At 71.6% G+C, this 24915-nt stretch carries 24 protein-coding genes and 1 riboswitch; of the genes, 11 read left to right on the forward strand and 13 right to left on the reverse strand.

Annotation, left to right across the window (positions count from 1 at the left end):
• Positions 1 to 39: 39 nt before the first annotated feature.
• The 4 genes from ACJA3G_RS03480 to ACJA3G_RS03495 all read right to left on the reverse strand — a co-directional run bounded on the left by ACJA3G_RS03480 (position 40) and on the right by ACJA3G_RS03495 (position 4778).
• Positions 40 to 1548: a glycoside hydrolase family 3 protein gene (locus ACJA3G_RS03480; RefSeq protein ID WP_406551361.1), complete on the reverse strand. Its 1509-nt coding sequence runs from the start codon at positions 1546 to 1548 to the stop codon at positions 40 to 42.
• 9 nt (positions 1549 to 1557) lie between these two features.
• Positions 1558 to 2415 (reverse strand): carbohydrate ABC transporter permease, encoded by an 858-nt coding sequence (locus ACJA3G_RS03485; protein WP_406551362.1) that lies wholly within the window; start codon positions 2413 to 2415, stop codon positions 1558 to 1560.
• Positions 2416 to 2420: 5 nt separating this feature from the next.
• Positions 2421 to 3416 carry a carbohydrate ABC transporter permease gene (locus tag ACJA3G_RS03490; RefSeq protein WP_406551363.1) on the reverse strand — a complete coding sequence of 332 codons (996 nt, stop codon included), beginning with the start codon at positions 3414 to 3416 and terminating at the stop codon, positions 2421 to 2423.
• An 81-nt stretch (positions 3417 to 3497) separates the two neighbouring features.
• On the reverse strand, positions 3498 to 4778 hold the full coding sequence (locus ACJA3G_RS03495) for an extracellular solute-binding protein (RefSeq protein WP_406551364.1): 1281 nt from the start codon (positions 4776 to 4778) through the stop codon (positions 3498 to 3500).
• A 282-nt stretch (positions 4779 to 5060) separates the two neighbouring features.
• On the opposite strand from ACJA3G_RS03495, the gene ACJA3G_RS03500 reads away from it, so the two are divergent.
• From ACJA3G_RS03500 to ACJA3G_RS03520, 5 genes are all read left to right on the forward strand, one after another.
• Positions 5061 to 5825, forward strand: coding sequence for a GntR family transcriptional regulator (locus ACJA3G_RS03500; protein ID WP_406551365.1), 765 nt, complete (start codon positions 5061 to 5063; stop codon positions 5823 to 5825).
• 148 nt (positions 5826 to 5973) lie between these two features.
• Positions 5974 to 6228: a DUF3311 domain-containing protein gene (locus ACJA3G_RS03505; protein WP_406551366.1), complete on the forward strand. Its 255-nt coding sequence runs from the start codon at positions 5974 to 5976 to the stop codon at positions 6226 to 6228.
• Positions 6225 to 7856 (forward strand): monocarboxylate uptake permease MctP, encoded by a 1632-nt coding sequence (gene mctP, locus ACJA3G_RS03510; protein ID WP_406551367.1) that lies wholly within the window; start codon positions 6225 to 6227, stop codon positions 7854 to 7856. Before ACJA3G_RS03505 ends, mctP begins: the two co-directional genes overlap by 4 nt.
• 118 nt (positions 7857 to 7974) lie before the next feature.
• A riboswitch (cobalamin riboswitch) is annotated at positions 7975 to 8129 on the forward strand.
• A gap of 129 nt (positions 8130 to 8258) precedes the next feature.
• Positions 8259 to 10637, forward strand: coding sequence for a ribonucleoside-diphosphate reductase subunit alpha (locus ACJA3G_RS03515; RefSeq protein WP_406551368.1), 2379 nt, complete (start codon positions 8259 to 8261; stop codon positions 10635 to 10637).
• Positions 10637 to 11653 carry a ribonucleotide-diphosphate reductase subunit beta gene (locus tag ACJA3G_RS03520; protein WP_406551369.1) on the forward strand — a complete coding sequence of 339 codons (1017 nt, stop codon included), beginning with the start codon at positions 10637 to 10639 and terminating at the stop codon, positions 11651 to 11653. The genes ACJA3G_RS03515 and ACJA3G_RS03520 overlap by 1 nt, the downstream gene beginning before the upstream one ends.
• Before the next feature lie 67 nt (positions 11654 to 11720).
• Here ACJA3G_RS03520 and def read toward each other — a convergent pair whose 3' ends face one another.
• The 8 genes from def to ACJA3G_RS03560 form a co-directional block, all read right to left on the reverse strand.
• The gene (def, locus tag ACJA3G_RS03525; protein ID WP_406551370.1) at positions 11721 to 12353 is read right to left on the reverse strand and encodes a peptide deformylase; all 633 of its coding nucleotides are present in this window, start codon (positions 12351 to 12353) and stop codon (positions 11721 to 11723) included.
• Positions 12354 to 12422: 69 nt separating this feature from the next.
• Positions 12423 to 13412 (reverse strand): tetratricopeptide repeat protein, encoded by a 990-nt coding sequence (locus ACJA3G_RS03530; protein WP_406551371.1) that lies wholly within the window; start codon positions 13410 to 13412, stop codon positions 12423 to 12425.
• Between the two features lie 113 nt (positions 13413 to 13525).
• Positions 13526 to 14809, reverse strand: coding sequence for an HD-GYP domain-containing protein (locus tag ACJA3G_RS03535; protein WP_406551372.1), 1284 nt, complete (start codon positions 14807 to 14809; stop codon positions 13526 to 13528).
• A complete protein-coding gene (locus ACJA3G_RS03540; protein WP_406551373.1) occupies positions 14806 to 16188 on the reverse strand; it encodes an HD-GYP domain-containing protein in 1383 nt (460 codons plus the stop codon). The genes ACJA3G_RS03535 and ACJA3G_RS03540 overlap by 4 nt, the downstream gene beginning before the upstream one ends.
• Positions 16189 to 16393: 205 nt before the next feature.
• On the reverse strand, positions 16394 to 16687 hold the full coding sequence (rsrA, locus tag ACJA3G_RS03545; RefSeq protein ID WP_358832388.1) for a mycothiol system anti-sigma-R factor: 294 nt from the start codon (positions 16685 to 16687) through the stop codon (positions 16394 to 16396).
• On the reverse strand, positions 16684 to 17328 hold the full coding sequence (locus ACJA3G_RS03550; RefSeq protein WP_180357259.1) for a sigma-70 family RNA polymerase sigma factor: 645 nt from the start codon (positions 17326 to 17328) through the stop codon (positions 16684 to 16686). The genes rsrA and ACJA3G_RS03550 overlap by 4 nt, the downstream gene beginning before the upstream one ends.
• Positions 17329 to 17585: 257 nt before the next feature.
• Entirely contained in the window at positions 17586 to 18221 is a 636-nt protein-coding gene (locus ACJA3G_RS03555) for an alpha/beta family hydrolase (RefSeq protein ID WP_406551374.1), read from the reverse strand.
• Between the two features lie 68 nt (positions 18222 to 18289).
• Complete coding sequence (locus ACJA3G_RS03560; protein WP_406551375.1) at positions 18290 to 19111, reverse strand: SOS response-associated peptidase; 822 nt, start codon at positions 19109 to 19111, stop codon at positions 18290 to 18292.
• Positions 19112 to 19160: 49 nt separating this feature from the next.
• On the opposite strand from ACJA3G_RS03560, the gene ACJA3G_RS03565 reads away from it, so the two are divergent.
• The 4 genes from ACJA3G_RS03565 (at position 19161) to ACJA3G_RS03580 (ending at position 22639) form a co-directional block, all read left to right on the forward strand.
• Positions 19161 to 19865: a M50 family metallopeptidase gene (locus ACJA3G_RS03565; protein ID WP_406551376.1), complete on the forward strand. Its 705-nt coding sequence runs from the start codon at positions 19161 to 19163 to the stop codon at positions 19863 to 19865.
• A gap of 26 nt (positions 19866 to 19891) precedes the next feature.
• Positions 19892 to 21217, forward strand: a complete 1326-nt coding sequence (gene aroA / locus ACJA3G_RS03570) for a 3-phosphoshikimate 1-carboxyvinyltransferase (protein ID WP_406551377.1) — start codon at positions 19892 to 19894, stop codon at positions 21215 to 21217.
• A gap of 15 nt (positions 21218 to 21232) precedes the next feature.
• On the forward strand, positions 21233 to 22246 hold the full coding sequence (gene rsgA / locus ACJA3G_RS03575; RefSeq protein ID WP_406551378.1) for a ribosome small subunit-dependent GTPase A: 1014 nt from the start codon (positions 21233 to 21235) through the stop codon (positions 22244 to 22246).
• 69 nt (positions 22247 to 22315) lie between these two features.
• Complete coding sequence (locus ACJA3G_RS03580; RefSeq protein WP_358832395.1) at positions 22316 to 22639, forward strand: multidrug efflux SMR transporter; 324 nt, start codon at positions 22316 to 22318, stop codon at positions 22637 to 22639.
• Positions 22640 to 22682: 43 nt separating this feature from the next.
• On the opposite strand, the gene ACJA3G_RS03585 is transcribed toward ACJA3G_RS03580, so the two are convergent.
• Positions 22683 to 23321: a TetR/AcrR family transcriptional regulator gene (locus ACJA3G_RS03585; RefSeq protein WP_406551379.1), complete on the reverse strand. Its 639-nt coding sequence runs from the start codon at positions 23319 to 23321 to the stop codon at positions 22683 to 22685.
• Between the two features lie 153 nt (positions 23322 to 23474).
• Here ACJA3G_RS03585 and hisN point away from each other — a divergent pair, with 153 nt between their 5' ends.
• Together hisN and ACJA3G_RS03595 are read left to right on the forward strand one after the other, a co-directional pair.
• Positions 23475 to 24275 (forward strand): histidinol-phosphatase, encoded by an 801-nt coding sequence (gene hisN, locus ACJA3G_RS03590; RefSeq protein ID WP_406551380.1) that lies wholly within the window; start codon positions 23475 to 23477, stop codon positions 24273 to 24275.
• A 214-nt stretch (positions 24276 to 24489) separates the two neighbouring features.
• Complete coding sequence (locus ACJA3G_RS03595; RefSeq protein ID WP_406551381.1) at positions 24490 to 24891, forward strand: cyclic nucleotide-binding/CBS domain-containing protein; 402 nt, start codon at positions 24490 to 24492, stop codon at positions 24889 to 24891.
• Positions 24892 to 24915: the final 24 nt, after the last annotated feature.

Genomic DNA, 24915 nt, shown 5'->3' on the forward strand with positions numbered 1-24915 from the left:
GCCCGCAGACGGACCCGGGCAGCACAGGGCCCCAGGGGTTCAGGGGGTCGGGGACAGGGCCTCCGCTGCTGCCCGGCCGCACACCCTCGCCGCCCCGTGCGTAGCGATATGCACCGCACCCCGGGCAGCGGCCTGCGGCACCCCCATCTCCACCACCACCGTGTCCGGCCGCGCCGACAGCAGCGCGTCCAGCGTCGCCCCCATCCACGGATGCCGGTGCTCGTCCCGTACGACCGCCACGATCCGGCGGGACCCGGCCGCGGCCAGCACCGAGGACGGGTCCACGGACGGGCCGTAGGTGCCCGTCGACGTCCCCGGCAGCAGCGCCGCCAGCTCCGCCGCCACCCCCCACGGCGTCTCGTCGCCGACCGCGATGTTCGCGACGGGGGTGAAGGCCGCCMCATGGGGCGGCCCGGTCAGCGGGAGCGCGTCACCGGTGACCCGCAGCGCGCGCCGCGCCGCGACCAGTCCGATATCGGCGCCGGGCGCGGTCCCCTCCTGCACCTCCGCGCCCGGCCCCGCCACGTCCCCCCTGGCCCGCCGGGTCCAGGACGCGAGCGCGCGTACCCGCTCCGCCGCGTCGGCCAGGCGTGGTTCGGGCAGGTCCCCCTCGCGTACCGCCGCGACCAGGGCGTCGCGCAGCCGCAGCACGGTGTCCTCGTCCGCCAGGCCGCCGCCGACGCACAGCGCGTCGGCGCCGGCCGCGATCGCGAGGACCGAGCCGCGCTCGATCCCGTACGTCGAGGCGATGGCCTGCATCTCCACGGCGTCGGTGACGATCAGCCCGTCGTAGCCGAGTTCCTCGCGCAGCAGTCCGGTCAGAACACGGGGGCTCAGCGTCGCCGGGCGGGCCGGGTCGAGCGCGGGCAGCAGGATGTGCGCGCTCATGACCGACTTGGAACCCGCGGCGATCGCCGCGCGGAACGGCACCAGTTCACGGGCGTGCAGGGTGTCGAGGTCCACGTCGATGCGCGGCAGCGCGTGGTGCGAGTCGACCGCCGTGTCGCCGTGGCCGGGGAAGTGCTTGGTGCAGGCGGCGACCCCGGCGGCCTGGAGCCCCTCGATGTACGCGGCGGTGTGCCGTGCCACCAGGTGCGGGTCGGCGCCGAACGACCGTACTCCGATGACCGGGTTGCCGGGATTGGAGTTGACGTCGGCGGACGGGGCCCAGTTGAGGTCCACCCCGCAGGCCGCGAGCCGGCGGCCGAGCTCGTGCGCCACCGCCCGGGTCAGGCCGGTGTCGTCCACCGACCCGAGCGCCAGGTTGCCGGGGAAGGACGAGCCCGTACGGACCTCCAGCCGGGTGACGTCGCCGCCCTCCTCGTCGATGGCCACCAGGACGTCGTCCCGTTCGGCCCGCAGCTGGGACGTCAGGGCGGCCAGCTGGCCGGCCGTGGCGATGTTGCGGCCGAACAGGCCCACCGAGGTGAGGCCTTCGCCGATCCGGCGCAGCAGCCAGTCGGGGGCGGTGGTGCCGACGAAGCCGGGCTGCAGGACGGTGAGGGCGTCGCGCGTGAGTGTGTCGGTGCTGCGTGCGATCGTCGTCATGGGGCGGCGTTATCCCTTCACTGCGCCGGCCGTCAGACCCGCGGCCATCTTGCGCTGGACGAGGAGGAAGAGAACCACGATGGGGACGGCCATCATGGTGGAGCCGGCCATCATCGGGGCGAACTCGGTGCCGTGCTGGGTGGTGAAGCTGGACAGCCACACGGTGGCGGTCTGGTGGTTCTGGCTCATCAGCATGAGCGCGTAGAGGTATTCGTTCCACGCCTGGATGAAGCCGTAAACCGAGGTGGCCACCATGCCGGGGGCCAGCAGCGGGAAGACGACGCGGATGAACGCGCCGGTGCGGCTGCACCCGTCGACCATCGCCGCCTCCTCCAGCTCCTTGGGGACGTTGACGATGAAGCCGCGCAGCGTCCAGACCGTGAAGGGGAGGATGAAGGTCAGATAGGTGAGGATCAGGCCGGACAGCTTGTCGTACTGGCCCAGGTCGTTGAGGAGCAGGAAGACCGGGATGATCATCGCGACCAGCGGGACCATCTGGACCGCCAGGATGCCGATGATCACGATCTTGCGGCCCCGGAACGCGAACCGCGAGATGGCGAGCGCCGCGAGCAGTCCGACCGCGATGCCGATCACCACGACCACGACGGAGACGATCAGCGAGCGGCCGATCGAGCCCCAGAAGTCCCCGACGTCCAGCGCCCGGCGGAAGTTCTCGGTGGTGAGCGTCCGGGGGAAGAAGTGCGGGTCCGGGTCGATCGCGTCCTTGGCCGGCTTGAGCGCGGTGTTGAGCATCCAGTAGACCGGGAAGCCCGCGGTGGCGAAGACCAGCAGTCCGAGCAGGTTCCAGCCGAGCTTGGACTTCTTCTTGCGGGGGCGGGCGAGCGCCTGCGCGTTGGAGGCAGCCATCTTGGTTACTCCACCTCTCCGATCTTCAGCATCTGCCGCATGTACACGGCGATCACACCGAGCAGCAGCAGCACGGTCAGAAGCGCGATCGCGGAGCCCTGCGAGTAGTCGTTGACCACGAACGCCTTGTCGTACGAGTACGTGGTCAGCAGCTGGAACTCCGGCTCGGGGTGGTTGCCGCGCATCACGAAGACCTGCGGGAAGACCCCCATGTCCCAGATGACCGAGAGGGTCGCCAGCATCACGATGATGGGCTTGAGGATCGGCAGCGTCACATGCCGGAACACACCCCAGGAGCCCGCGCCGTCGAGCCGGGCGGCCTCCTCCAGTTCCTGCGGGACCTGGGTGAGGCCCGCGCTGAGGGTGATGACGACGAACGGCACCGCGCCCCAGACCACGAGCAGCATGATGACGGCGAGGCCCTGGGTGCCGCTGGCGAACCAGTTGTGGCCGATCATGTCGACCCCGGGCACCTGGCTGAGCAGCCAGTTCAGTACGCCGAAGTCACTGTCGAACATCCACTTGAAGATGGTGATGGCGACGACGATCGGCATGCCCCAGCTCGCCACCAGGGCGATGTTGACCAGGGTCTTGACCCAGCCGGAGACCCGCTGGAGCAGCAGGGCGACCAGCATGCCCAGCACCATGGTCAGCACGACCGCGGTGAAGGCGAACAGCACGGTCCGCACGACGACGGTCCAGAACTCGCTGTCGCCCAGGACGTTGGTGAAGTTGTCGAAGCCGGCCGACTCCGGGTCCTTGAAGCCCCACAGCTGCGGCTGGCCGAACTTCTGGAACGACAGGGTGACCAGGCGTACCAGCGGATAGCCGAGGACCAGGGCGAGCGCCAGCAGGCACGGGGCGAGCAGCGCCCAGGGCACCGCCGCCTGTCCCGCTCCGCGTCTGCCGACCGGCCTCTTCGGCTTCCCGGGTCCCCCACCCGGTAGTGGGTCGCGCCGCGCCGGCGGCACCTTGGCGGTGGTTGTCTCTGCGGCACTCATCGCGCGCTCCTAGCGGTCCCTCTTTCGGTACTGGCCGGGCGAGGGCCCCGTCGCGTGTCCGACGGGGCCCTCGCCCACAGGTCACTTGGTGTTGATGACCTTGTCGATCGCGGCGTCCGCGTCCTTCGCGGCCTGCTCGACCGACTTCTTGCCGGTACCGATGGCCTGCAGCATGTCCTGGAGGACCTTGGCCTTCTCGACCTGGCCCCAGCCCGGGGCCATGGGCACGAACCAGCTGGACTCGGCCGCGGTGGCCGCGACGGCCGTCTTCGGGTCCGACTTCAGCGGGGCGAGGGCCGTCTTGTTGTTGGGCAGGTTCTGCTTGGAGATCAGGCCCTTCTGGCCCTGGGTGCCGGTGAACGCGTTGATCCACTCGGCGGCGAGCGCCTGCGCCCTGGACTTGACCGGGACCGCGAGGTCCGAGCCGCCGAGGAAGACCGGCATGGCCTTGCCGGACGGGCCGGGCATCACGAACGACTCGATCTTGTCGGCGAGCTTGCCGACCTTGTCGTTCTCGGGCAGGGCCGCGTTGGCGCCCTCCCAGGCCGGGCTGAAGACCAGACCGGACTTGCCCTGGCCGTAGACGATCGGACGGTCGGCCTCGTCCTTCGTCTTGTCGCCGTGCATGTACTTGTCGAGGATGTTCTTGTACTCGTTCAGACCCTTGAGGGACTCCGGCGAGGACAGGTTGCCCTTGAACTTGCCGCCGTCCTCCTTGGCGATGGAGCCGCCGGCGTCGTACACGTACGACATGGCCGCGTACCAGTCGCGGCTCGGCTGGTACCAGGCGCTGAACTTGTCGCCCTTCTTCGCCTGGATCTTGTCCAGGTCGGCGGTCAGCTCGGTGTACGTCTTCGGGATGGCGGTGACGCCGGCCTCGGCGGCGACGTCCTTGCGCCAGGTGGCGGTGCGGCCACCGGCGTAGTACGGGACGCCGTAGGTCTTGCCGTCGTAGGTGACCGAGGCCTTGAGGCCGTCGAGCCAGGCGGAGGAGTTGTCGAACTTCGACGGGTCGACCTCCGCGAAGGCGCCCTTGACCGAGTAGGCGAGCATCTCGGTGTTGCCCATCTCGACCACGTCGGGGGCCTTGTCGGTGGCGAGCACGGCGTCGAGCTTGGCGTTCTTGTCCGGCCAGCCGTAGTACTCGTGGTTGATCTTCAGGCCCGGGTGCTTGGCCACGATCGCGTCGTCGGCCGCCTTGACCAGGTCCGGCCAGTTCTTCTGCGCGTCGACCGTCAGCCAGACCGTCAGCTGCTTGGCGTCGCCGCCCTCGGCCCCGTCCTTCTTGTCGTCGGAGCCACACGCCGCGATGCCGACCAACATGCCCGCGACGCCGATCGCCGCGATGAGCTTGCGCTTCACGCCACCCTCCTCAGGGATGCTGCAACCCCCCGCCCACCGCGAAGACATATGACGGTTACTGCTGTGGGGCCGGGACCTGGTCTTTAATGGTTTAGACCAGTACCGGGAGCTTGGCCTAGACCTTTAGGGGTGTCAAGGGTGTATAAGAAGGGCTGTCGCGTCCGTTATCGGACCGACACCTGAGGGAGGGCGACGACCCGTGACCGGTCCGTGCCACCATGTGAGCCGCGACAGACGGAGGAGCCGGTGACGGCAGCAGCGCAGCACTCGGGAAGGCGGGCCATGGCCACCGACGGGAGCGGTACGGAGACAGAGGCGGGCGCCGGCGCCCGGACCGCTCGCGTGCCCAAGTACTACCGCCTCAAGCGGCATCTGCTCGACATGACGGAGACCCTGCCGCCGGGGACCCCGGTGCCGCCCGAGCGCACCCTGGCCGCCGAGTTCGACACCTCCCGCACCACCGTGCGCCAGGCCCTCCAGGAGCTGGTCGTGGAGGGGCGCCTGGAGCGCATCCAGGGCAAGGGCACGTTCGTCGCCAAGCCCAAGGTCTCCCAGGCCCTGCAACTGACCTCGTACACCGAGGACATGCGCGCCCAGGGCCTGGAGCCCACCTCGCAGCTCCTGGACATCGGCTATGTGACGGCCGACGACACGCTCGCCGGGCTGCTCGACATCGCCGCGGGCGGCAGGGTGCTGCGCATCGAGCGGCTGCGGCTGGCGAGCGGTGAGCCGATGGCGATCGAGACCACGCACCTGTCCGCCAAGCGCTTCCCCGCGCTGCGCCGCTCGCTCGTCAAGTACACCTCCCTCTACACCGCCCTCAACGAGGTGTACGGGGTGCGGCTCGCCGAGGCCGAGGAGACCATCGAGACGTCGCTGGCCACCCCGCGCGAGGCCGGACTGCTCGGCACGGACGTGGGCCTGCCGATGCTGATGCTCTCCCGGCACTCCCTGGACGGCGACGGCGAGCCGGTGGAGTGGGTGCGCTCGGTCTACCGCGGCGACCGCTACAAGTTCGTCGCGCGGCTGAAGCGGCCGACGGACTGAGGCGCCCCGACCGGCTGAGGCGGCCGACAGACTGAACCGGACGCCGGTTCCCGTCCGGTATCCGGTACAGGGGTTCCGTGGCGGGATTCCGTCCCCTAGATTTCGTGCGCATTACAACAGGTGAGCACAGTGAGGGGACGGAGCCACCATGCCGGAAACAACGCAAACGCCGAGAGCGGTGATCACGCCGGTGCGCGTGGTCATCGCGCTCTGCCTGATCGCGCCCTTCGTGGCGATGCTGTGGGTCGGTTCGTACGCGAAGGCCGACCCGGCCCTCGCCGGGATCCCGTTCTTCTACTGGTACCAGATGCTGTGGGTGATCATCTCCACCGCGCTCACGATGCTCGCGTACAAGCTGTGGCAGCGTGACCAGCAGGGCCGCAAGGCGGGTGAGGGCAAGTGACGCTCGCAGCCAAGGACGGGGTGAACGGCGTCGCGCTCGGCGTCTTCATCTTCTTCTTCCTCGCCGTGACGGTCGTCGGCTTCATGGCCGCCCGCTGGCGCCGCGCCGAGAACGAGCACAGCCTCGACGAATGGGGGCTGGGCGGGCGCTCGTTCGGCACCTGGGTCACCTGGTTCCTGCTCGGCGGTGACCTCTACACGGCGTACACCTTCGTCGCGGTCCCGGCGGCGGTGTACGCGGCGGGCGCGGCCGGGTTCTTCGCGGTGCCGTACACGATCCTCGTCTATCCGCTGATCTTCACGTTCCTGCCGCGGCTCTGGTCGGTCTCGCACAAGCACGGCTATGTGACGACCTCGGACTTCGTCCGCGGCCGGTTCGGCTCCAAGAGCCTCTCGCTCGCGGTCGCGGTCACCGGCATCCTCGCCACGATGCCCTACATCGCGCTCCAGCTCGTCGGCATCCAGGCGGTGCTGGACGTGATGGGCATCGGCGGCTCCGGCAACTGGTTCGTCAAGGACCTGCCGCTGCTGATCGCGTTCGCGGTGCTCGCCGCGTACACCTACTCATCGGGTCTGCGCGCCCCCGCCCTGATCGCGTTCGTGAAGGACACGCTCATCTACATCGTCATCCTGGTGGCGATCATCTACATCCCGATCAAGCTCGGCGGCTTCGACGACATCTTCGCGGCGGCCCGGCACAAGTTCGAGACGCCCAACGCGGCCGGCAAGCCCACCGGCGCGCTGGTGCCCGGCGAGGCGGGCCAGTGGACCTACGCCACGCTCGCCCTCGGCTCCGCGCTGGCGCTGTTCATGTACCCGCACTCGATCACGGCGACCCTCTCCTCCCGCAGCCGCAACGTCATCCGCCGCAACACCACGATCCTGCCCCTGTACTCGCTGATGCTGGGTCTGCTCGCGCTGCTCGGCTTCATGGCGATCGCCGCCGGGGTCAAGGTCAAGAACGGCCAGCTGGCCATCCCGCAGCTCTTCGAGGACATGTTCCCGGACTGGTTCGCGGGCGTGGCCTTCGCGGCGATCGGCATCGGCGCGCTCGTCCCGGCGGCCATCATGTCGATCGCGGCGGCGAACCTGTTCACCCGCAACATCTACCGGGACTTCATCAAGCCGGACGCCACGCCCAGGCAGGAGGCACAGGTCTCCAAGATCGTCTCGCTCCTGGTGAAGGTGGGCGCGCTGGTCTTCGTCCTGACCATGGACAAGACGGTCGCGATCAACTTCCAGCTGCTCGGCGGCATCTGGATCCTGCAGACCTTCCCGGCCCTGGTGGGCGGTCTGTTCACGCGCTGGTTCCACCGCTGGGCGCTGCTCGCGGGCTGGGCGGTCGGCATGGCCTACGGCACGCTCGCCGCGTACGGGGTCGCCTCCCCCACCCAGAAGCACTTCGGCGGCAGCTCCAAGGAGATCCCCGGCATCGGTGAGATCGGCTACATCGGCCTGACGGCCTTCGTCCTGAACGTGGTGGTCACGGTGGTCCTCACGTTCGTCCTGCGGGCCGTGAAGGCCCCTGACGGGGCCGACGAGACGTCCCCGCAGGACTACACGGCGGACGCGGGCGACCCTGGCGTACAGACGGAGCTGCCCCCGGCGACGGCGGGCTCCGCGCACTAGCCGCCCCCTCCTCCGTACGCGACGACGGGCCGCCGGGAATCCGGCGGCCCGTTGTCGCGTTGCGGGAGGACGAGTTGACGCTCCGACACCCTCCGAAGCCGACACGACACAACATGTGGGGGTGCCGCCGGAGCCCGGCACAAGATGTATGCTCATGCTCGCTGTCGCCGCAGGGGAATCCGGTGCAAATCCGGAACTGTCCCGCAACGGTGTACTGGTACGCATTCGCGTACTTGTTCAGTCCGAGGACCTGCCGGACAGCGCGCCCTGACCGTCCGGTCCGGGTGCCGAGACGTCCGGGCCTCGCGGAATGGGCAGTGGACGCGGCGTACCCCCGAGGGGGTGTGTCCGTGTGCCCGCGCACTTCCCAGAGGCCCCGTGCCGAGCGAGGAGTGCCCCCACGTGACCATCGCCCCTGCGGATCCCGCTTCAGCGATCACCGAGGAGTCGGTCGACGCCCCCGGGACCGCGCTGCTGCGGACCCTGACCGACCTCACCGCCGATCTGGTGGACACCGACCCCGGCCGGGTCGCCGCCGCCGCGCTGCGCGGACGCAACGCGCGCTCGGACGAGGCGGAGCTGCGTGGGCTCGCCACCGAGGCCGCCGCGGGTCTGATCTCCGAGGACCCGGCGTACTCCCGCCTCGCCGCCCGGCTGCTGACGCTCACGATCGCCGAGGAGGCCGCGGGCCAGGGCTCGGTCTCGTTCTCCGAGTCGGTCGAGGTCGGCCACCGCGAGGGGCTGATCGCGGACCGCACCGCCGACTTCGTGCGGCTGCACGCGGCCCGGCTCGACGCGCTGGTCGCGGCCTCCCTCGCGGACGGCGCCGACGACCGCTTCGGCTACTTCGGCCTGCGCACGCTCTACTCCCGCTACCTCCTGCGCCACCCGATCACCCGCCAGGTCATCGAGACCCCGCAGTACTTCATGCTCCGGGTCGCGGCGGGCCTGGCCGAGGACGACTCGGTGCGCGCGCTGGACGAGGTCGCCTCGCTGTACGGGCTGATGAGCCGGCTCGACTACCTGCCGTCCTCCCCCACGCTCTTCAACTCCGGTACCCGCCACCCGCAGATGTCCAGCTGCTACCTGCTGGACTCCCCGCTGGACGAGCTGGACTCGATCTACGACCGCTACCACCAGGTGGCGCGCCTGTCCAAGCACGCCGGCGGCATCGGCCTGTCGTACTCCCGCATCCGCTCGCGCGGTTCGCTCATCCGGGGCACCAACGGCCACTCCAACGGCATCGTGCCGTTCCTGAAGACGCTGGACGCCTCGGTGGCGGCGGTCAACCAGGGCGGCCGGCGCAAGGGCGCCGCGGCGGTGTACCTGGAGACCTGGCACTCCGACATCGAGGAGTTCCTGGAGCTGCGCGACAACACCGGCGAGGACGCCCGGCGCACCCACAACCTGAACCTGGCGCACTGGATCCCGGACGAGTTCATGCGCCGGGTGGACGCGGACGGCACCTGGTCACTGTTCTCCCCCGCCGACGTGCCCGAGCTGGTCGACCTGTGGGGCGACGAGTTCGACGCCGCCTACCGCAGGGCCGAGGCCGCGGGTCTGGCCCAGAAGACGATCCCGGCGCGGGACCTGTACGGCCGGATGATGCGCACCCTGGCGCAGACCGGCAACGGCTGGATGACCTTCAAGGACGCCTCCAACCGGACCGCCAACCAGACGGCGGAGCCCGGCCACACGGTCCACTCCTCCAATCTGTGCACCGAGATCCTGGAGGTCACCGACGACGGCGAGACGGCCGTCTGCAACCTCGGCTCGGTCAACCTCGGCGCCTTCGTGCTGGCCTCCGGCGAGATCGACTGGGAGCGTCTGGACGCGGCCGTCCGCACCGCCGTGACGTTCCTGGACCGGGTCGTCGACATCAACTTCTACCCGACCGAGCAGGCCGGCCGCTCCAACGCCAAGTGGCGTCCGGTGGGCCTGGGCGCGATGGGCCTCCAGGACGTCTTCTTCAAGCTGCGCCTGCCCTTCGACTCCCCCGAGGCGAAGGCGCTGTCGACCCGGCTCGCCGAGCGCATCATGCTCACCGCGTACGAGGCGTCCTGCGACCTCGCCGAGCGCTCGGGCCCGCTGCCGGCCTGGGACAAGACCCGTACGGCCCGCGGTGTGCTGCACCCCGACCACTACGACGTCGAGCTGAACTGGCCGGAGCGCTGGGCGGCGCTGCGCGAGCGGATCGCCGCGGTGGGCATGCGCAACTCGCTGCTGCTCGCGATCGCCCCGACCGCGACCATCGCCTCCATCGCCGGTGTCTACGAGTGCATCGAGCCGCAGGTCTCCAACCTCTTCAAGCGCGAGACGCTCTCGGGTGAGTTCCTCCAGGTCAACGCCTACCTGGTGGAGGACCTGAAGCGGCTCGGCGTGTGGGACGCGCAGTCCCGCGAGGCGCTGCGCGAGGCGAGCGGCTCGGTCCAGGACTTCAGCTGGATCCCGGCCGACGTGCGCGCGCTCTACCGCACGGCCTGGGAGATCCCGCAGCGCGGCCTGATCGACATGGCCGCGGCCCGTACCCCGTTCCTGGACCAGTCGCAGTCGCTGAACCTGTTCCTGGAGACGCCCACCATCGGCAAGCTGTCGTCGATGTACGCGTACGCCTGGAAGCAGGGGCTGAAGACGACGTACTACCTGCGCTCGCGCCCGGCCACGCGCATCGCCCGCGCCGCACAGGCCAGCGCCCCCATCCCCGTCCAGCAGGCCGCCCCCGACGCCGACGCGGTCGCCTGCTCCCTTGAGAACCCCGAGTCCTGCGAGGCCTGCCAGTAATGACCGCCAACTCCGAGAAGAACCTGCTCGACCCGGGCTTCGAACTGACCCTGCGTCCGATGCGCTACCCGGACTTCTACGAGCGCTACCGGGACGCGATCAAGAACACCTGGACGGTGGAGGAGGTCGACCTCCACTCCGACGTCGCCGACCTCGCCAAGCTCTCGCCGGGCGAGCAGCACATGATCGGCCGGCTGGTGGCGTTCTTCGCCACGGGCGACTCGATCGTGGCGAACAACCTGGTCCTGACGCTGTACAAGCACATCAACTCCCCCGAGGCGCGGCTGTACCTGAGCCGCCAGCTCTTCGAGGAGGCCGTGCACGTCCAGTTCTATCTGACGCTGCTCGACACCTATCTGCCCGACCCGGACGACCGCGCGGCGGCGTTCGACGCGGTGGAGAACATCCCCTCCATCCGTGAGAAGGCGCAGTTCTGCTTCAAGTGGATCAACGAGGTCGAGAAGCTCGACCGGCTGGAGACCAAGGCCGACCGCCGCCGCTTCCTGCTGAACCTGATCTGCTTCGCCGCGTGCATCGAGGGCCTGTTCTTCTACGGCGCCTTCGCGTACGTGTACTGGTTCCGCTCGCGCGGTCTGCTGCACGGCCTCGCCACCGGCACCAACTGGGTGTTCCGCGACGAGACGATGCACATGAACTTCGCCTTCGAGGTCGTGGACACCGTCCGCAAGGAGGAGCCGGAGCTCTTCGACGACGCGCTCCAGCAGCAGGTCACCGACATGATCAAGGAGGCCGTCGAGGCGGAGCTCCAGTTCGGCCGTGACCTGTGCGGCGAGGGTCTGCCGGGTATGAACACGGCGTCGATGCGCGAGTACCTCCAGTGCGTCGCCGACCAGCGCCTCACGCGCCTCGGCTTCGCGCCGGTGTACGGCTCCTCGAACCCGTTCTCCTTCATGGAGCTCCAGGGCGTCCAGGAGCTCACGAACTTCTTCGAGCGCCGCCCGTCCGCCTACCAGGTGGCGGTCGAGGGCTCGGTGGGCTTCGACGAGGAGTTCTAGCCCCCGCGTACGGCGAAGGGCCCCGCACCGTCCGTGGTGCGGGGCCCTTCGCCGTACGTATGGACGGCTACGCGTTCGGGACGATCTCGTAGCGGGGCGTGTTCTCCGCCATCTGCCGCAGCGCGTCCTTGCGGTCGCGCTTGGACAGGCGGTCGATGTACAGGTAGCCGTACAGGTGGTCCGTCTCGTGCTGGAGGCAGCGGGCGAAGTAGCCGGTGCCGCGGACCCGGATCGGGTTGCCCTGGGCGTCCTGGCCGCGGACCACCGCGTAGTCGGGGCGGGCCAGCTCCGCGTAGGCGGTGGGGACCGAGAGGCAGCCCTCGTTGGACTCGTCCAGGACCCGGCGGTCGGCGGGGAGCTCCTCCAGGACCGGGTTGCACACGGCGCCGACGTGGCGCACGCCCTCGTCGTCCGGGCAGTCGTAGACGAAGACCTTCAGGTCCACGCCGATCTGGTTGGCGGCCAGGCCCACGCCCTCGGCGGTGCGCTGGCTGGCGAACATGTCGTCGATCAGCGCGGCGAGCTCGTCGTCGAACTCGGTGACGTCCTTGCACTCCTTGTGCAGCACCGGGTTGCCGACGACCGTGATGGGCCGGGACGTGCCCCGCGCGCGGTACGCCTGCTCGCGCTCCTCGCAGTCCTCCGTGTCGACGACGAACCCGTCGTTCGCGGCCTGCTGGTCCGTCTCCTGCTGCGACATCTGTGCCGTACGCCTTCCTCATAACCCGGTTCCGAACCCGTACAGCCTAGGGCCTGTCCGGGGGGACGGTCAGCAGACTTCTTCGAGATCCCGCCACTCGCGGCTGTCGGGGCTGTCCGCGACCCAGCCGTCGAGCAGTCCGCGCACCAGCCCGGGCGGCGCCGCGATCCCGCACTCGCGCTCGGGCACCCACAGGTCCCCGGCCGTGCGGTGGCCCAGCGGGCCCGGGTGGCCCGGCTCGCTGTGGTCGTGCGGGTCCAGGTGCTCGCCGTCGCCCTCGTCGCTGGGCATCGTCGACTCCGAGCAGGCCCGGCACAGCAGCCGCACCGACGACGACCAGTCCTCGGCGGCGAAGCCCGCGTCGGCCGCGAGGCGCTCCAGGGCGTCCCGGTCGGCCTCGGTGGCGGCCTCCAGGAGCACCACCCAGGTGGGCACCGGCGAGGGCGCCCACAGCTCGATCTCGTCGAAGACGGGGAAGGAGGGCCCGGCCGCGACCGTGCGCTCGCCGTGCGGCACCCCGTCGTGCAGGACCACCTCGCCCCAGCGCCGCCCGGAGGACGGCAGCGGGATCGACAGGACCTCGATCCGCGCCGGGTCCAGCCTGCGGCCCCACACCACCTCGGCCTCGCCCTCGGGCGAGAGCCGCACGGCCGCGCTGCCCAGCTCCATCCCCAGCGGCTCACCGGTGCCGGTGGCCGTCTCCTGATAGCCGCGCACCTTGAGTCCGTACGCCTGCCAGGCCCGCCGCGCCAGCGGCCAGTCCTGGAGCGCCGTGGCGGCGATCCCGACGTTCCACCAGTCCGGGGCGCCGGTCTCCTTGTCCAGCAGCGCCACGGCCCGCAGGCCCGCCGCCCGCGCCTGCTCCCAGTCGTGCCGGAACTTGTGGAGCAGCGCCAGGTTGAACCAGGACTCGGAGAGCCACGGTTCCAGGTCCGCGGCGCGCGTCAGCAGCGCGCCGGCGTCCTCGTACCTGCCGTCGCCGATCAGCGTGAACGCACGGTCCGTGGCCTGCCGCCACGAGGCGGAGGGCCGGTGCCGTCCCTTGCCGAAGATCCTCACGATTCCCGCCTGCCCAGACCGACCTGCCTCCGAGCCGGTCTTCGGTCTCCCAGTTTTCTGGGTTCTTTCGCATCCAACCATGCCCGGCCGGAAGGCCGCTCATTACTCCTGGGTTACCCAGGTGCCGCCAGGGTCAGACAGCCCCTGGCCAGGACGCGTGCGAGGGATTCGACGACCTCGGGCTGATAGTCCCGTCCGGTGCCCAGCCGGAGCCGCTCCAGGGCGTCCAGCGAGCTGCCCGGCCCGCCCGGGGGGCCCGCGAGGTCGTCGTAGGCGTTGACCGCGCGCACGATCCGGGCGGGCAGCGGCTGCTCGCGGTACGGGTCGGCCTGCCGTTCCACGATCACCGCGACCTCGGCGGGCACCCCGGTCTGGCGCACCACGGCCCCGCCGAGAAGGGCTATCCGGCGCTGTTCGGCGGCGGGCAGCAGCGCGGTGGCCCCGGCGGGCACCGGGTCGACCAGCGAGAGCTGGCCGATGTCGTGCATCAGCGCCGCGTACTCCAGGACGGTCAGCTCGGACTCGCTCAGCCCCAGCTCGCGCCCGACGGCCCGGCTGAGCACCGCGACCCGGCGGGCGTGGCCGGGCTGGGTGTAGCCGGCGATCTCGGTGGCGCGGGCGAGCGAGGTGATGGTCTGCCGGTAGGTGGTGCGCACGGCCGCGTACCGCCGGAACGCCAGCTGGGTCAGGAGCAGCGGCACACAGAACACCGGCAGCGCCCACAGCCCCGCCACGGCGACCGCGAGGGCGATGACGGCCCCGGTGGCGCAGACCGCCGAGCCGACGCCGAGCAGCGCCCGCAGCTCGTCGCGGAGCAGCGGGCCGTACGGGAAGGAGGTGCGGGACCGCAGCAGCGCGGCGGCGACGACCGCGTCGCACAGGGCGGTGAGCACCAGGACGAGCAGCAGGAACAGCGCGTAGTACGGGCCGTGGCCGACCCACAGCTCCAGCGTGCCCGCGTTGTAGAGCGGCTGGAAGCAGGCGGCGGCGAAGGCGACCGTCAGCACCCGCCGGGCCATCCGGTCCAGGCTCGGGCCCCGGCCGGCCGCCACGTGCGGCACCGCGCCGACCAGGGCGGCGGCCAGCACCACGGCGACGGACTGGAGGACGCCGTGGTGGGTGGGGTGCCCGGCGTTCCGGCCGAGCAGGGCATAGGCGAGGGCGCCCGCCGAGCCGAGCGGCGCGCACTCGCGCGCGGCGGCGGTGCCCTCGTCCGCCCCGTCCCCCCAGCGGGCCAGCTCCCCGACCGTGACCAGGGCCCCGAAGGCGAGCGCGACGCCGGGCTCCTCGACCCCGGTCCAGAAGGTGGCGGCCAGGGCCCAGGCGGTGAGGGCCGCGGCGGCCCCGTACACCACGGCGACCGTGGAGGGCAGCGCGCGCGCCCGCGCGGGGCTCATGGGCGCCCGGCCGGGGCGGTGTCGCGCGCCGGGACGTTTCGGCGTCCCGCGTCCGCGCCCCGGTCCGGCTCGTCGGCCGTCACCGCGGGGTGCCAGCCGTGCCGGTCGAGGGCGCGCACCAGGGCCCCCACGATCGCCGGGTCGAACTGGCGTCCGGCACACCGCTCCAGCTCCTCGACCGCGGCCCGCACCGGCCGGGCGCGGCTGTAGGAGCGGGTCGAGGTCATCGCGTCGAAGGCGTCGGCGACGGCGACCACCCGCGCGAACTCGGGGATCTGCCCGCCGGCCAGGCCGTAGGGGTAGCCGCTGCCGTCGAGCCGCTCGTGGTGGTGCAGGATCGCGGCGCGCGCCTCGCCGAGGAACCCGATCCCGCGCACCATCTCGTGGCCGTACTCGGGGTGCAGCTCGATCACCGCGCGCTCGTGCGGGGTGAGCGGCCCGTCCTTGCGCAGCAGCCGGGTGGGCACGCCGAGCTTGCCCACGTCGTGCAGGATCCCGGCGAACCGCAGCACCTCGACGCGGCCCTCCTCCATGCCGAGCTCCCGGGCGATCAGCACCGAGGCGAGTCCGACGCGCTCGCTGTGGCCGCGCGTGTAGGTGTCCTTGATGTCGACGGCCTGCACGAGGGCGCGGATGGTGGCCTGGTGGGCGGCGTGCTCGCGGTGGTACTGCGCGAAGACCCAGCACGAGACGTACATCGGGAGCAGCACCAGCAGGGCGGCGGGCGGGCCGTACGGGCTGCGCCAGAGGACCGCCATCATCAGCCCGGCGAGGCCGTGGACGCAGTACGGGCCAAGCGAGCGCAGCAGCAGCCCGCGCCAGGCGGTGCGGGCGGGCAGCCGCTCGGCGGTCCACAGGATGAGCCCGTCGAGGGCGGCCAGGACCGCGCAGAAGACCAGCGCGGCGGCCCCGGCGGGCAGCAGGACGTACGGGAAGTCGGGGGCCGGGGCGGCCGGGGTGCCGCCGAGCGGGGCGCGTCCGCCGAGCAGGACGTGCGCCTCGGCGGCGGCGCCCACGGCGAGCGCCAGCCGGGCCGCCCGCCACAGCCGGCGCGGGGCCCGGGGCTCCTGCTCGGCCTGGACGAGGAGCGTGCCGGGGACGGCGACCAGCACGGCCGCGGCGGGCGGCAGCAGGAAGGCGGCGGCGAGCAGCACCGGGAAGAAGAAGCCGGGGGCGGTCGGCACGGTGACGCGGCCGGCGAGGAAGGGGCAGCGCGCGGGCCATTCGCACAGCGCGTACAGCCCGGCGAGCAGGCTGAGCGCGCCCCAGGGGACGTCCCCGCGCGCCACGGGTAAGGCGCACGCCCCGGCGGACACCACCGCGCCCAGGAGAACGGCTCGCGCCCCCCGGGGCAGGGTCCGCCACTGCGGTCGGTCCATGGCGCGCCTCCCTACCTGCTCCGGATCGGGAGGATAGGCCCGCACGGGACGGCGGGTAGGCGCATTGTCGGATTGAACCGTTCGGGCCCGGGCGGATTAGCACCTTCGGGTGACAGATTCCCGGTAAGGATTCGAGGGACGGAAAAAGGGCCGCGCCCGTGGCAGCGGCCCTTCCTCGCGCGGGGAGCCGGGAACGGCTCCCGGCTCAGCCCTCGGTGACGATGTCCTGGTCCGGCACGGCCTGGCCGGAGCGGATCAGGTCGATCCGGCCCATGACCTTGGAGCGCAGGTCGGCGGGGACGTCGTCCGACCCGCAGCACCGTTTCACCAGCTTCTTCACGGCCTGTTCGAGGCCGTACTTCTCCAAGCACGGCGAGCACTCCTCGAAGTGCACCTCGAACTTGTTGCAGTCACTGTCGGGCATCTCGTGGTCGAGGAACTCGTAGAGATGGTCCAGGACCTCAGAGCAGTCCGTCTCGTGCGGCTCTCCGCAGCTCATGAGCCCGAGCCTTTCGCTTCGTCCGACTCGCCGGCGCCGGCCGGGACGAGCCCGCGGTCACGGGCGTAGTCCTCCAGCATTCCGCGCAGTTGGCGGCGGCCCCGGTGCAGCCGGGACATCACCGTACCGATGGGTGTACCCATGATGTCCGCGATCTCCTTGTACGCAAAGCCCTCCACGTCCGCCAGATACACGGCGATGCGGAACTCCTCGGGGATCGCCTGGAGGGCTTCCTTCACGTCGGAGTCGGGCAGGTGGTCCAGCGCCTGCGACTCCGCCGACCGCAGTCCGGTCGACATGTGCGACTCGGCGCGCGCGAGCTGCCAGTCCTCGATCTCCTCGGCGGCGCTGCGCTGCGGTTCACGCTGCTTCTTGCGGTACGAGTTGATGAAGGTGTTGGTGAGAATCCGGTAGAGCCAAGCCTTGAGGTTCGTCCCCTCCCGGAACTGGTGGAAGGATCCGTATGCCTTCGCGTAGGTCTCCTGCACCAGGTCCTCGGCGTCCGCGGGGTTGCGCGTCATGCGCAGCGCGGCCGAGTACATCTGGTCGAGGTAGCCGAGGGCATCCCGCTCGAAGCGCGCGTTGCGCTCGGCGGTCGACTCTTCCACGTGGCCGTCGTCGGTCCCTGTGACCGGACCCACCTCCTCGAACGGTGTGACGAGTCCGAAGCCGGACCCGCTCGAATCGGAGAATAGTCGAGTCTTCGACGGTTCCCGCCGATCCGGTCCGCCCGCCGCTCCATCAGGAACGGTCCTGGCCGCCGACAGCACCGTCCAGTCCAGGTCAGCGCCGCGTGAGCGGCTGGGGCAGATGGTCGAACCCATGCGACGGACTCCCTCTCCACGAAATACCGGCCCTGCGGATGTTCACGTCCGTCACAACAGCGGACCGGTACGTGTCATTCCCGCAGCGCGCCCGCCCACCGCCCGACGCCCCCGGTGATGATCCCGAGGGCCTCGTCCTGCGTCAGCGAGCCCCGCTTGGGCACGGCGAACCCGTGGTCCCCGGACGGCACTTCCACCAACGCGTACTCCCCCTCGGGGAACTCCCCCGGCCGTCCGAAGGGGTCGTTGCCGCCCTGGACGACGAGGGTGGGCACCCCGGTCCCCAGCAGTTCCTCGGCACGGGACTTTTCGGGGCGGCCGGGCGGGTGCAGCGGGAAGCTCAGCGCGAGCACGGCGTGCGCCCCGAGCTCGCGCGCGGTCCGGCAGGCGACCCGGGCCCCGGCGCTGCGCCCGCCGGCGACGACGGGCACCCCCGCGGCGGCGAGGGCGGGCCACACGGCCCGCCACCCCGTGTCCAGGGTCCTGGGCGCCGGGGCCACCTTCTTCCCGGCCACGCGCCAGGGCTGCTCCACGAGGGCGACGCTCACGCCGAGCGGGGGCAGGGCGCCGGCGAGCGCGACGAGATCGCGCGCGTCGATGCCGCCGCCGGCGCCGTGGCCGAGCGCGAGGAGGAGCCGGGGGGTACGGGCGTGGTGCCAGGTGATCCGGGCGTCCCCGGCGGGCGTCTCGACGAGATCGGTAGGGGTCACACCCCCATCCTGCCCGGCGGACGGGCATCCGCCGCGCTCCCGCACGCCCCACCAGCGGGCGCGGCCCGCTAGAAGAGCGTCCCTTCCTCCGGCCCCGCCAGCTCCTTCAGCAGCTCCGGCCCGTTGTTGCGCACATTGCTGACCGCCGTCGAGACCGCGTACGCCCGCATCAGCCCCTCCGGCGGGGGAGCCAGCAGCCCCCGGAGCTCCTCCACGGACGTCGAGGAGGGGTCCAGCCACGCGTCCCACCGCGACGGCGGCAGCATCAGCGGCATCCGGGGATGGATCGAGTACAGCGTGGACGGCCCCTCCGCGGGCGCCACCCCCAGCGGCCCCTTCTCCGCCTCCGTCGTGATCACCGAGCAGGTCGCCCACCACGCGCGCGGATGGTCGTCCGGCAGTGAGGCGTCCCGCCAGAACTCGTAGAGCCCGGCCATCGCGAACACCGAACCGTCCGCCGGGGAGATGAAGTACGGCTGCTTGCGCGGCCGTTTCCGCTTCCCCTCGACCTCCAGCTCCCGCTCGTCCACCCCGGTGACCCACTCGTAGTAGCCGTCGGCCGGGATGATGCAGCGGCGGGCCGCGAAGGGCCGCCGGAACGACGGCTTCTCGTGCACCGTCTCCGCCCGCGCGTTGATCATCCGGGCCGCCCCGTCCGGCGAACTCGCCCAGGACGGCACCAGGCCCCAGCGAAGTTTCCGCAGCTGGCGAACCGGACGCGGGTCGTCCGCGTCTTTCAGTGGACGCTCCAGGACCGCGTAGACCTCTTTGGTCGGGGCCACGTTCCAGTCGGGCGCCAGCGTCTCGCCCGGATCGGGGTCCCACTTCTCTATCTCGAAGACGCCCGCGAGATCCTCGGGGCTACGACTCGCCGCATACCTCCCACACATGACCGTCACCCTGCCACGCGGCAGCCGACCACGAGGAGCCGTCCCGGAAATGGCCGACGAAATGCCCGACCTGCACATTTTCGGCACCCAGGCCGCCCCCGCCCAGTGGCTGGTGGTCGCCACCGGGATAGCCGCCCTCGCCGTCGTCCTGCCGCACGGCGTCTGGCGGCTGTCCCGCAACGCGATCACCATCGCCCACGAGGGCGGCCACGGCCTGGTGGCCCTGCTCACGGGCCGCCGCCTCGACGGCATCCGGCTCCACTCCGACACCAGCGGCCTCACCGTCAGCCGGGGGCGCCCGACCGGCCTCGGCATGATCCTCACCGCCGCCGCCGGCTACACCGCTCCCCCGCTGCTCGGCCTCGGCGGGGCCTGGCTGCTCGCGGCCCACCGCGTCACCCTGCTGCTCTGGCTCGCCACCGCCCTGCTGCTCGCGATGCTGGTGATGATCCGCAACCTCTACGGCATGCTCACCGTGGTCCTCAGCGGCGCCGCCTTCCTGCTGGTGTCCTGGCTGACCTCGCCCGATGTGCAGTCCGCGTTCGCGTACGCGGTGGTGTGGTTCCTGCTCCTCGGCGGCGTACGGCCGGCCTTCGAGCTCCAGGCCAAGCGGCGCAGGCACAACAACGGCGATTCCGACGCCGACCAGCTGGCGCGGCTCACGTCCGTACCACCGGCGCTCTGGCTCTTCCTCTTCCACGCCGTCTCGGTCTGCTCGCTCATCGGCGGCGGACGGTGGCTGCTCGGACTCTAGGTTCTCCCCCCACTAAAGTGAGAGCCATGACCGAAACGCCCGTGCACCCCGCCCTCTGGCCCGCCCCCGTAGCAAGCGGAGCCGTCGACGCGACGGTCACCGTGCCCGGATCGAAATCGGTCACCAACCGGGCGCTGGTGCTGGCCTCGCTCGCCGCCGAGCCCGGCTGGCTGCGGCGCCCCCTGCGCTCCCGGGACACCCTGCTGATGGCCGAGGCGCTGCGCGCCCTCGGCGTCGGCATCGAGGAGGGCGTGGGCCCCGACGGCTCCGGCGAGGCCTGGCGGGTGATCCCCGCCGGTCTGCACGGCCCGGCCACCATCGACGTGGGCAACGCCGGTACGGTCATGCGCTTCCTGCCCCCCGTCGCCGCGCTCGCCGACGGGCCCGTCCGCTTCGACGGCGACCCCCGCTCGTACGAACGGCCCCTGAACGGCGTGATCGACGCGCTGCGCGTGCTCGGCGCGCGGATCGACGACGACGGCCGGGGCGCGCTCCCGCTCACCGTGCACGGCAGCGGCGCCCTCGACGGCGGCCGGGTCCGGATCGACGCGTCCTCCTCCTCCCAGTTCGTCTCCGCGCTGCTGCTCTCCGCGCCCCGCTTCAACCAGGGCGTGGAGGTACGGCACACCGGGGCCACCCTGCCGTCCATGCCGCACATCCGGATGACCGTCGACATGCTGCGCTCGGTGGGCGCGCAGGTGGACGAGCCGGAGACCGGCGGCGAGCCGAACGTGTGGCGGGTCTCGCCGTCCGCGCTGCTCGGCCGCGACCTCACGGTCGAGCCGGACCTGTCCAACGCCCAGCCGTTCCTGGCCGCCGCCCTGATCACCGGGGGCAGGGTGACGATCCCGGACTGGCCCGGGCGCACCACCCAGCCGGGCGACCAGCTGCGGCGGATCTTCACCGAGATGGGCGGTTCCTGCGAGCTGACCGAGCGGGGCCTGGTCTTCACCGGCTCGGGCTCGATCCACGGCATCGACGTTGACCTGGGCGAGGTCGGCGAGCTCACCCCGGGCATCGCGGCGGTGGCGGCGCTGGCCGACTCGCCCTCGACGCTGCGCGGGGTCGCCCATCTGCGCCTGCACGAGACGGACCGCCTGGCGGCCCTCACCAAGGAGATCAACGAGCTCGGCGGCGATGTCACCGAGACCGCCGACGGTCTGCACATCCGCCCGCGCGCTCTGCACGGCGGCGTCTTCCACACGTACGACGACCACCGCATGGCCACGGCCGGCTCGATCATCGGCCTCGCCGTGGAGGGCGTCCGGATCGAGAACGTGGCGACGACCGCCAAGACGCTGCCCGACTTCCCGCGGATGTGGACCGAGATGCTGACCGGGGCCGGAAACTGAGCGGGGCCTGAGCAGATGCGCCGCTACGGCAAGAACCCCGACGAGGACGACATCCGGGTCCGCCCGAACCGCAAGGGCAACCGTCCCCGCACCACCATCCGCCCCAAGCACGAGGACGCCTGCGAGGGCATGGTCCTCACCGTCGACCGGGGGCGGCTGACCTGTCTCGTCGAGGGCCGCACGGTCACCGCGATGAAGGCCCGCGAGCTGGGCCGCAAGGCCGCGGTGGTCGGGGACCGAGTCATGATCGTCGGTGATCTCTCGGGCGAGAAGGACACCCTGGCACGGATCGTCCGCATCCAGGAGCGCAGCTCGGTGCTGCGCCGCACGGCGGACGACGACGACCCGTTCGAGCGGGTGATCGTCGCCAACGCCGACCAGCTGGCGATCGTCACCGCCCTCGCCGACCCCGAGCCGCGTCCCCGGCTGATCGACCGCTGTCTGGTCGCCGCGTACGACGCCGGGCTCACCCCGCTCCTGGTGCTGACCAAGTCGGACCTGGCCCCGGCGGACGAACTCCTGGAGATGTACGGGGCGCTGGGCGTCCCGCACGTGGTCACCTCGCGCGAGGAGCTCTACAGCGGCGACGCGGCGGACCGGGTGCGCACGCACCTCGGCGGCAAGGTCACCGCGTTCGTCGGCCACTCCGGCGTCGGCAAGACGACGCTGGTCAACGCGCTGGTCCCGGAGGACCGCCGGCGTATCACCGGCCATGTCAACGCGGTCACCGGCCGCGGCCGGCACACCACGACCTCGGCCCTCGCGCTGCCGCTGGCGAGCAGCGACGGCGGCTGGGTGATCGACACCCCGGGCGTACGGTCGTTCGGCCTGCACCACGTCGACCCGTCCCGGGTCATCCTCGCCTTCCCGGATCTGGTGCCGGGCACCGAGAACTGCCCGCGCGCGTGCAGCCACGACGAGGCGGAGTGCGCGCTGGACGCCTGGGTCGCCGAGGGGCACGCCGACCCGGCGCGGCTCTACTCGCTGCGCCGGCTGCTCTCCACCCGGGAGCGCCACGAGGGCGACTGACGGGCGGCGAGTGCATAATCGCCCTAGCGATGACGAGCAGTCACCTATGTGTTGCGGGAGGGCTTGGACATGGCGTGGCTGCTGGTGGTGGTCGCCGGAATCCTGGAGACGGGGTTCGCTGTCTGTCTCAAACTGTCACACGGCTTCACCCGGATCGCCCCGACCATCGCCTTCGCGGCGTTCGCGCTGGGCTCGTTCGGCCTGCTCACCCTGTCGCTGAGGAAGCTGGACGTGGGTCCGGCGTACGCGGTGTGGACCGGCATCGGCGCGGCGGGCACCGCGATCTACGGCATGGTCTTCCTCGGTGACGTGGTCTCCACGCTGAAGCTGGTGTCGATCTCGCTGGTGATCGTGGGCGTGATCGGCCTGCAGATCTCGGGCTCGGCGCACTGAGGCCCCGGCCGCCCGCACGGACCTTCCGGCCCGGCGCGCGTGCTCACGGCCCGGGCCGCACCGGCGTACGGGCCAGGACCGCGCGGACATGGGCCGCGTGCCCGCTCCCGCCGGGCCCGGCGGGCGGTCCCGGGTCCGGCGCCATGACATATGACAGCGCGAGCCGCACCACCGTCTCGCAGCAGCGGGCGAGCTCCCCCGGCTCCACCCCGGGCAGCTCCTTCTCCAGCGCCGCCAGCGAGCGGTCCCGTACCGTCGCCACCAGCTCGGAGGGCCCCGGAACCCCGGCGTCCGCGCGGCGCTGCGCCGGTACGGGAGAGTGCGCGCCCAGCGTGCGGGGGCCGCGCGGGGCGGGCAGCCGCTCGTCCCGGCAGCCGGTGAGCAGCGCCCGGATCAGCGCGCTGGCGCGCGCCGAGCGCACGGTCCACTCGACGAGGGCGACCAGCCGGTCGGCCGGGACCGCCCGTTCGGCGAGGACGCGGTCGACGCCGCGCAGATAGATGTCGGCCTCGCGCCGCACCAGGGCGCGGGCCAGGCCCTCCTTGCTGCCGAACTCGTTGTACAGCGTCTGCCGGGACACTCCTGCGGCCGAGGCCACGTCCACCATCCGCACCGCCGACCAGGGCCGTGCCGAGAGCGCCGATACGGCGGCGTCCAGTAGGGCTTCCCGCGCTGTGGGCATCGCGCCTCCCCGGGCCGTGCGAGCGGGCCGTCCTCAGAGTTGACGCGCGCCCCCGCACTGTCAATAGCCGCGGCGGGCGGTGGAGGGACCTTGGCCGGTGTCCGCATCCCGGGCCATGTGGTCCCCGCAGGTGCCGGTCGATACGGTGTGGCCATGCCCGACTACCACGATGATCTGCGTCTCGCCCACGTCCTCGCGGACGCCGCCGACGCCGCCACGATGGAACGGTTCAAGGCGCTCGACCTGAAGGTCGAGACCAAGCCGGACATGACGCCGGTGAGCGAGGCCGACAAGGCCGCCGAGGAGCTGATCCGCGGCCATCTCCAGCGGGCGCGGCCCCGGGACGCGATCCTGGGCGAGGAGTACGGCCTGGAGGGCACGGGTCCGCGCCGCTGGGTGATCGACCCGATCGACGGCACGAAGAACTATGTGCGCGGGGTGCCGGTCTGGGCGACGCTGATCGCACTGATGGAGGCGGGCGAGGGCGGCTACCGGCCGGTGGTGGGCGTGGTGTCGGCGCCCGCGCTCAACCGCCGCTGGTGGGCGGCGAAGGGCCATGGCGCGTACACCGGCCGCAGTCTGTCGCAGGCGACCCGGCTGCGGGTCTCCAACGTCTCCCGGCTCGCGGACGCCTCGTTCGCGTACTCCTCGCTGAGCGGCTGGGAGGAGCGCGGCAAGCTCGACGACTTCCTGGACCTGACCCGGGCGTGCTGGCGCACGCGCGCGTACGGCGACTTCTGGCCGTACATGCTGGTCGCGGAGGGGGCGGTGGACATCTGCGCCGAGCCGGAGCTGTCGCTGTGGGACATGGCGGCGAACGTGATCGTGGTGCAGGAGGCGGGCGGCGTCTTCACCGGTCTGGACGGCAGGGAGGGCCCGCACAGCGGCGACGCGGCGGCCTCCAACGGCCTGCTCCACGACGAGCTGCTGAACCACGTGGGCACCGGGGACTGAGTCGCGGCCCCGGCGCGGGCCCGCGACTGGGGCGCCAGAGGGGCGTGGGTCGTACTTTTACGCGCCCCTCAACTGACCTCTACCACCCTCTTGTTGACGTGCGGCCGTGGATGCCACTCTAGGAGTCCCCCCACTTGTGAACTTGTGAATCCGTTCGCGTTTCCCGTACTCCCGTGCGGGGCCACGGGGGTTCACCAAGGAGGTGGCTCCATCCATGCTCGTCCGTGACGCCATGAGCACGGTGGTCCTCACCATCGGACCCGCGCACACCCTCCGTCAGGCCGCCCGGCTGATGGCCGCGCGCCGCGTCGGAGCGGCCGTCGTCCTCGACCCCGACACCAGCGGGCTCGGCATCCTCACCGAGCGCGACATCCTCAACTCCCTAGGCCAGGGCCAGGACCCGGACCGGGAGACCGCGAGCACCCACACCACCACCGACGTCGTCTTCGCGGCGCCGGGCTGGACCCTGGAGGAGGCGGCCGACGCGATGGCGCACGGCGGCTTCCGGCATCTGATCGTCCTCGACGGGGCCGGCCCGGTCGGCGTGGTCTCGGTCCGGGACATCATCCGCTGCTGGGCGCCCACCCGGCGCCACCCGGCCGAACTGGTCGGCTGAAACACCACGAGCGCGCGCGAGCGC

The organism is Streptomyces sp. YS-3 (assembly GCF_045257485.1).
In the GTDB taxonomy this organism is placed as follows: domain Bacteria; phylum Actinomycetota; class Actinomycetes; order Streptomycetales; family Streptomycetaceae; genus Streptomyces.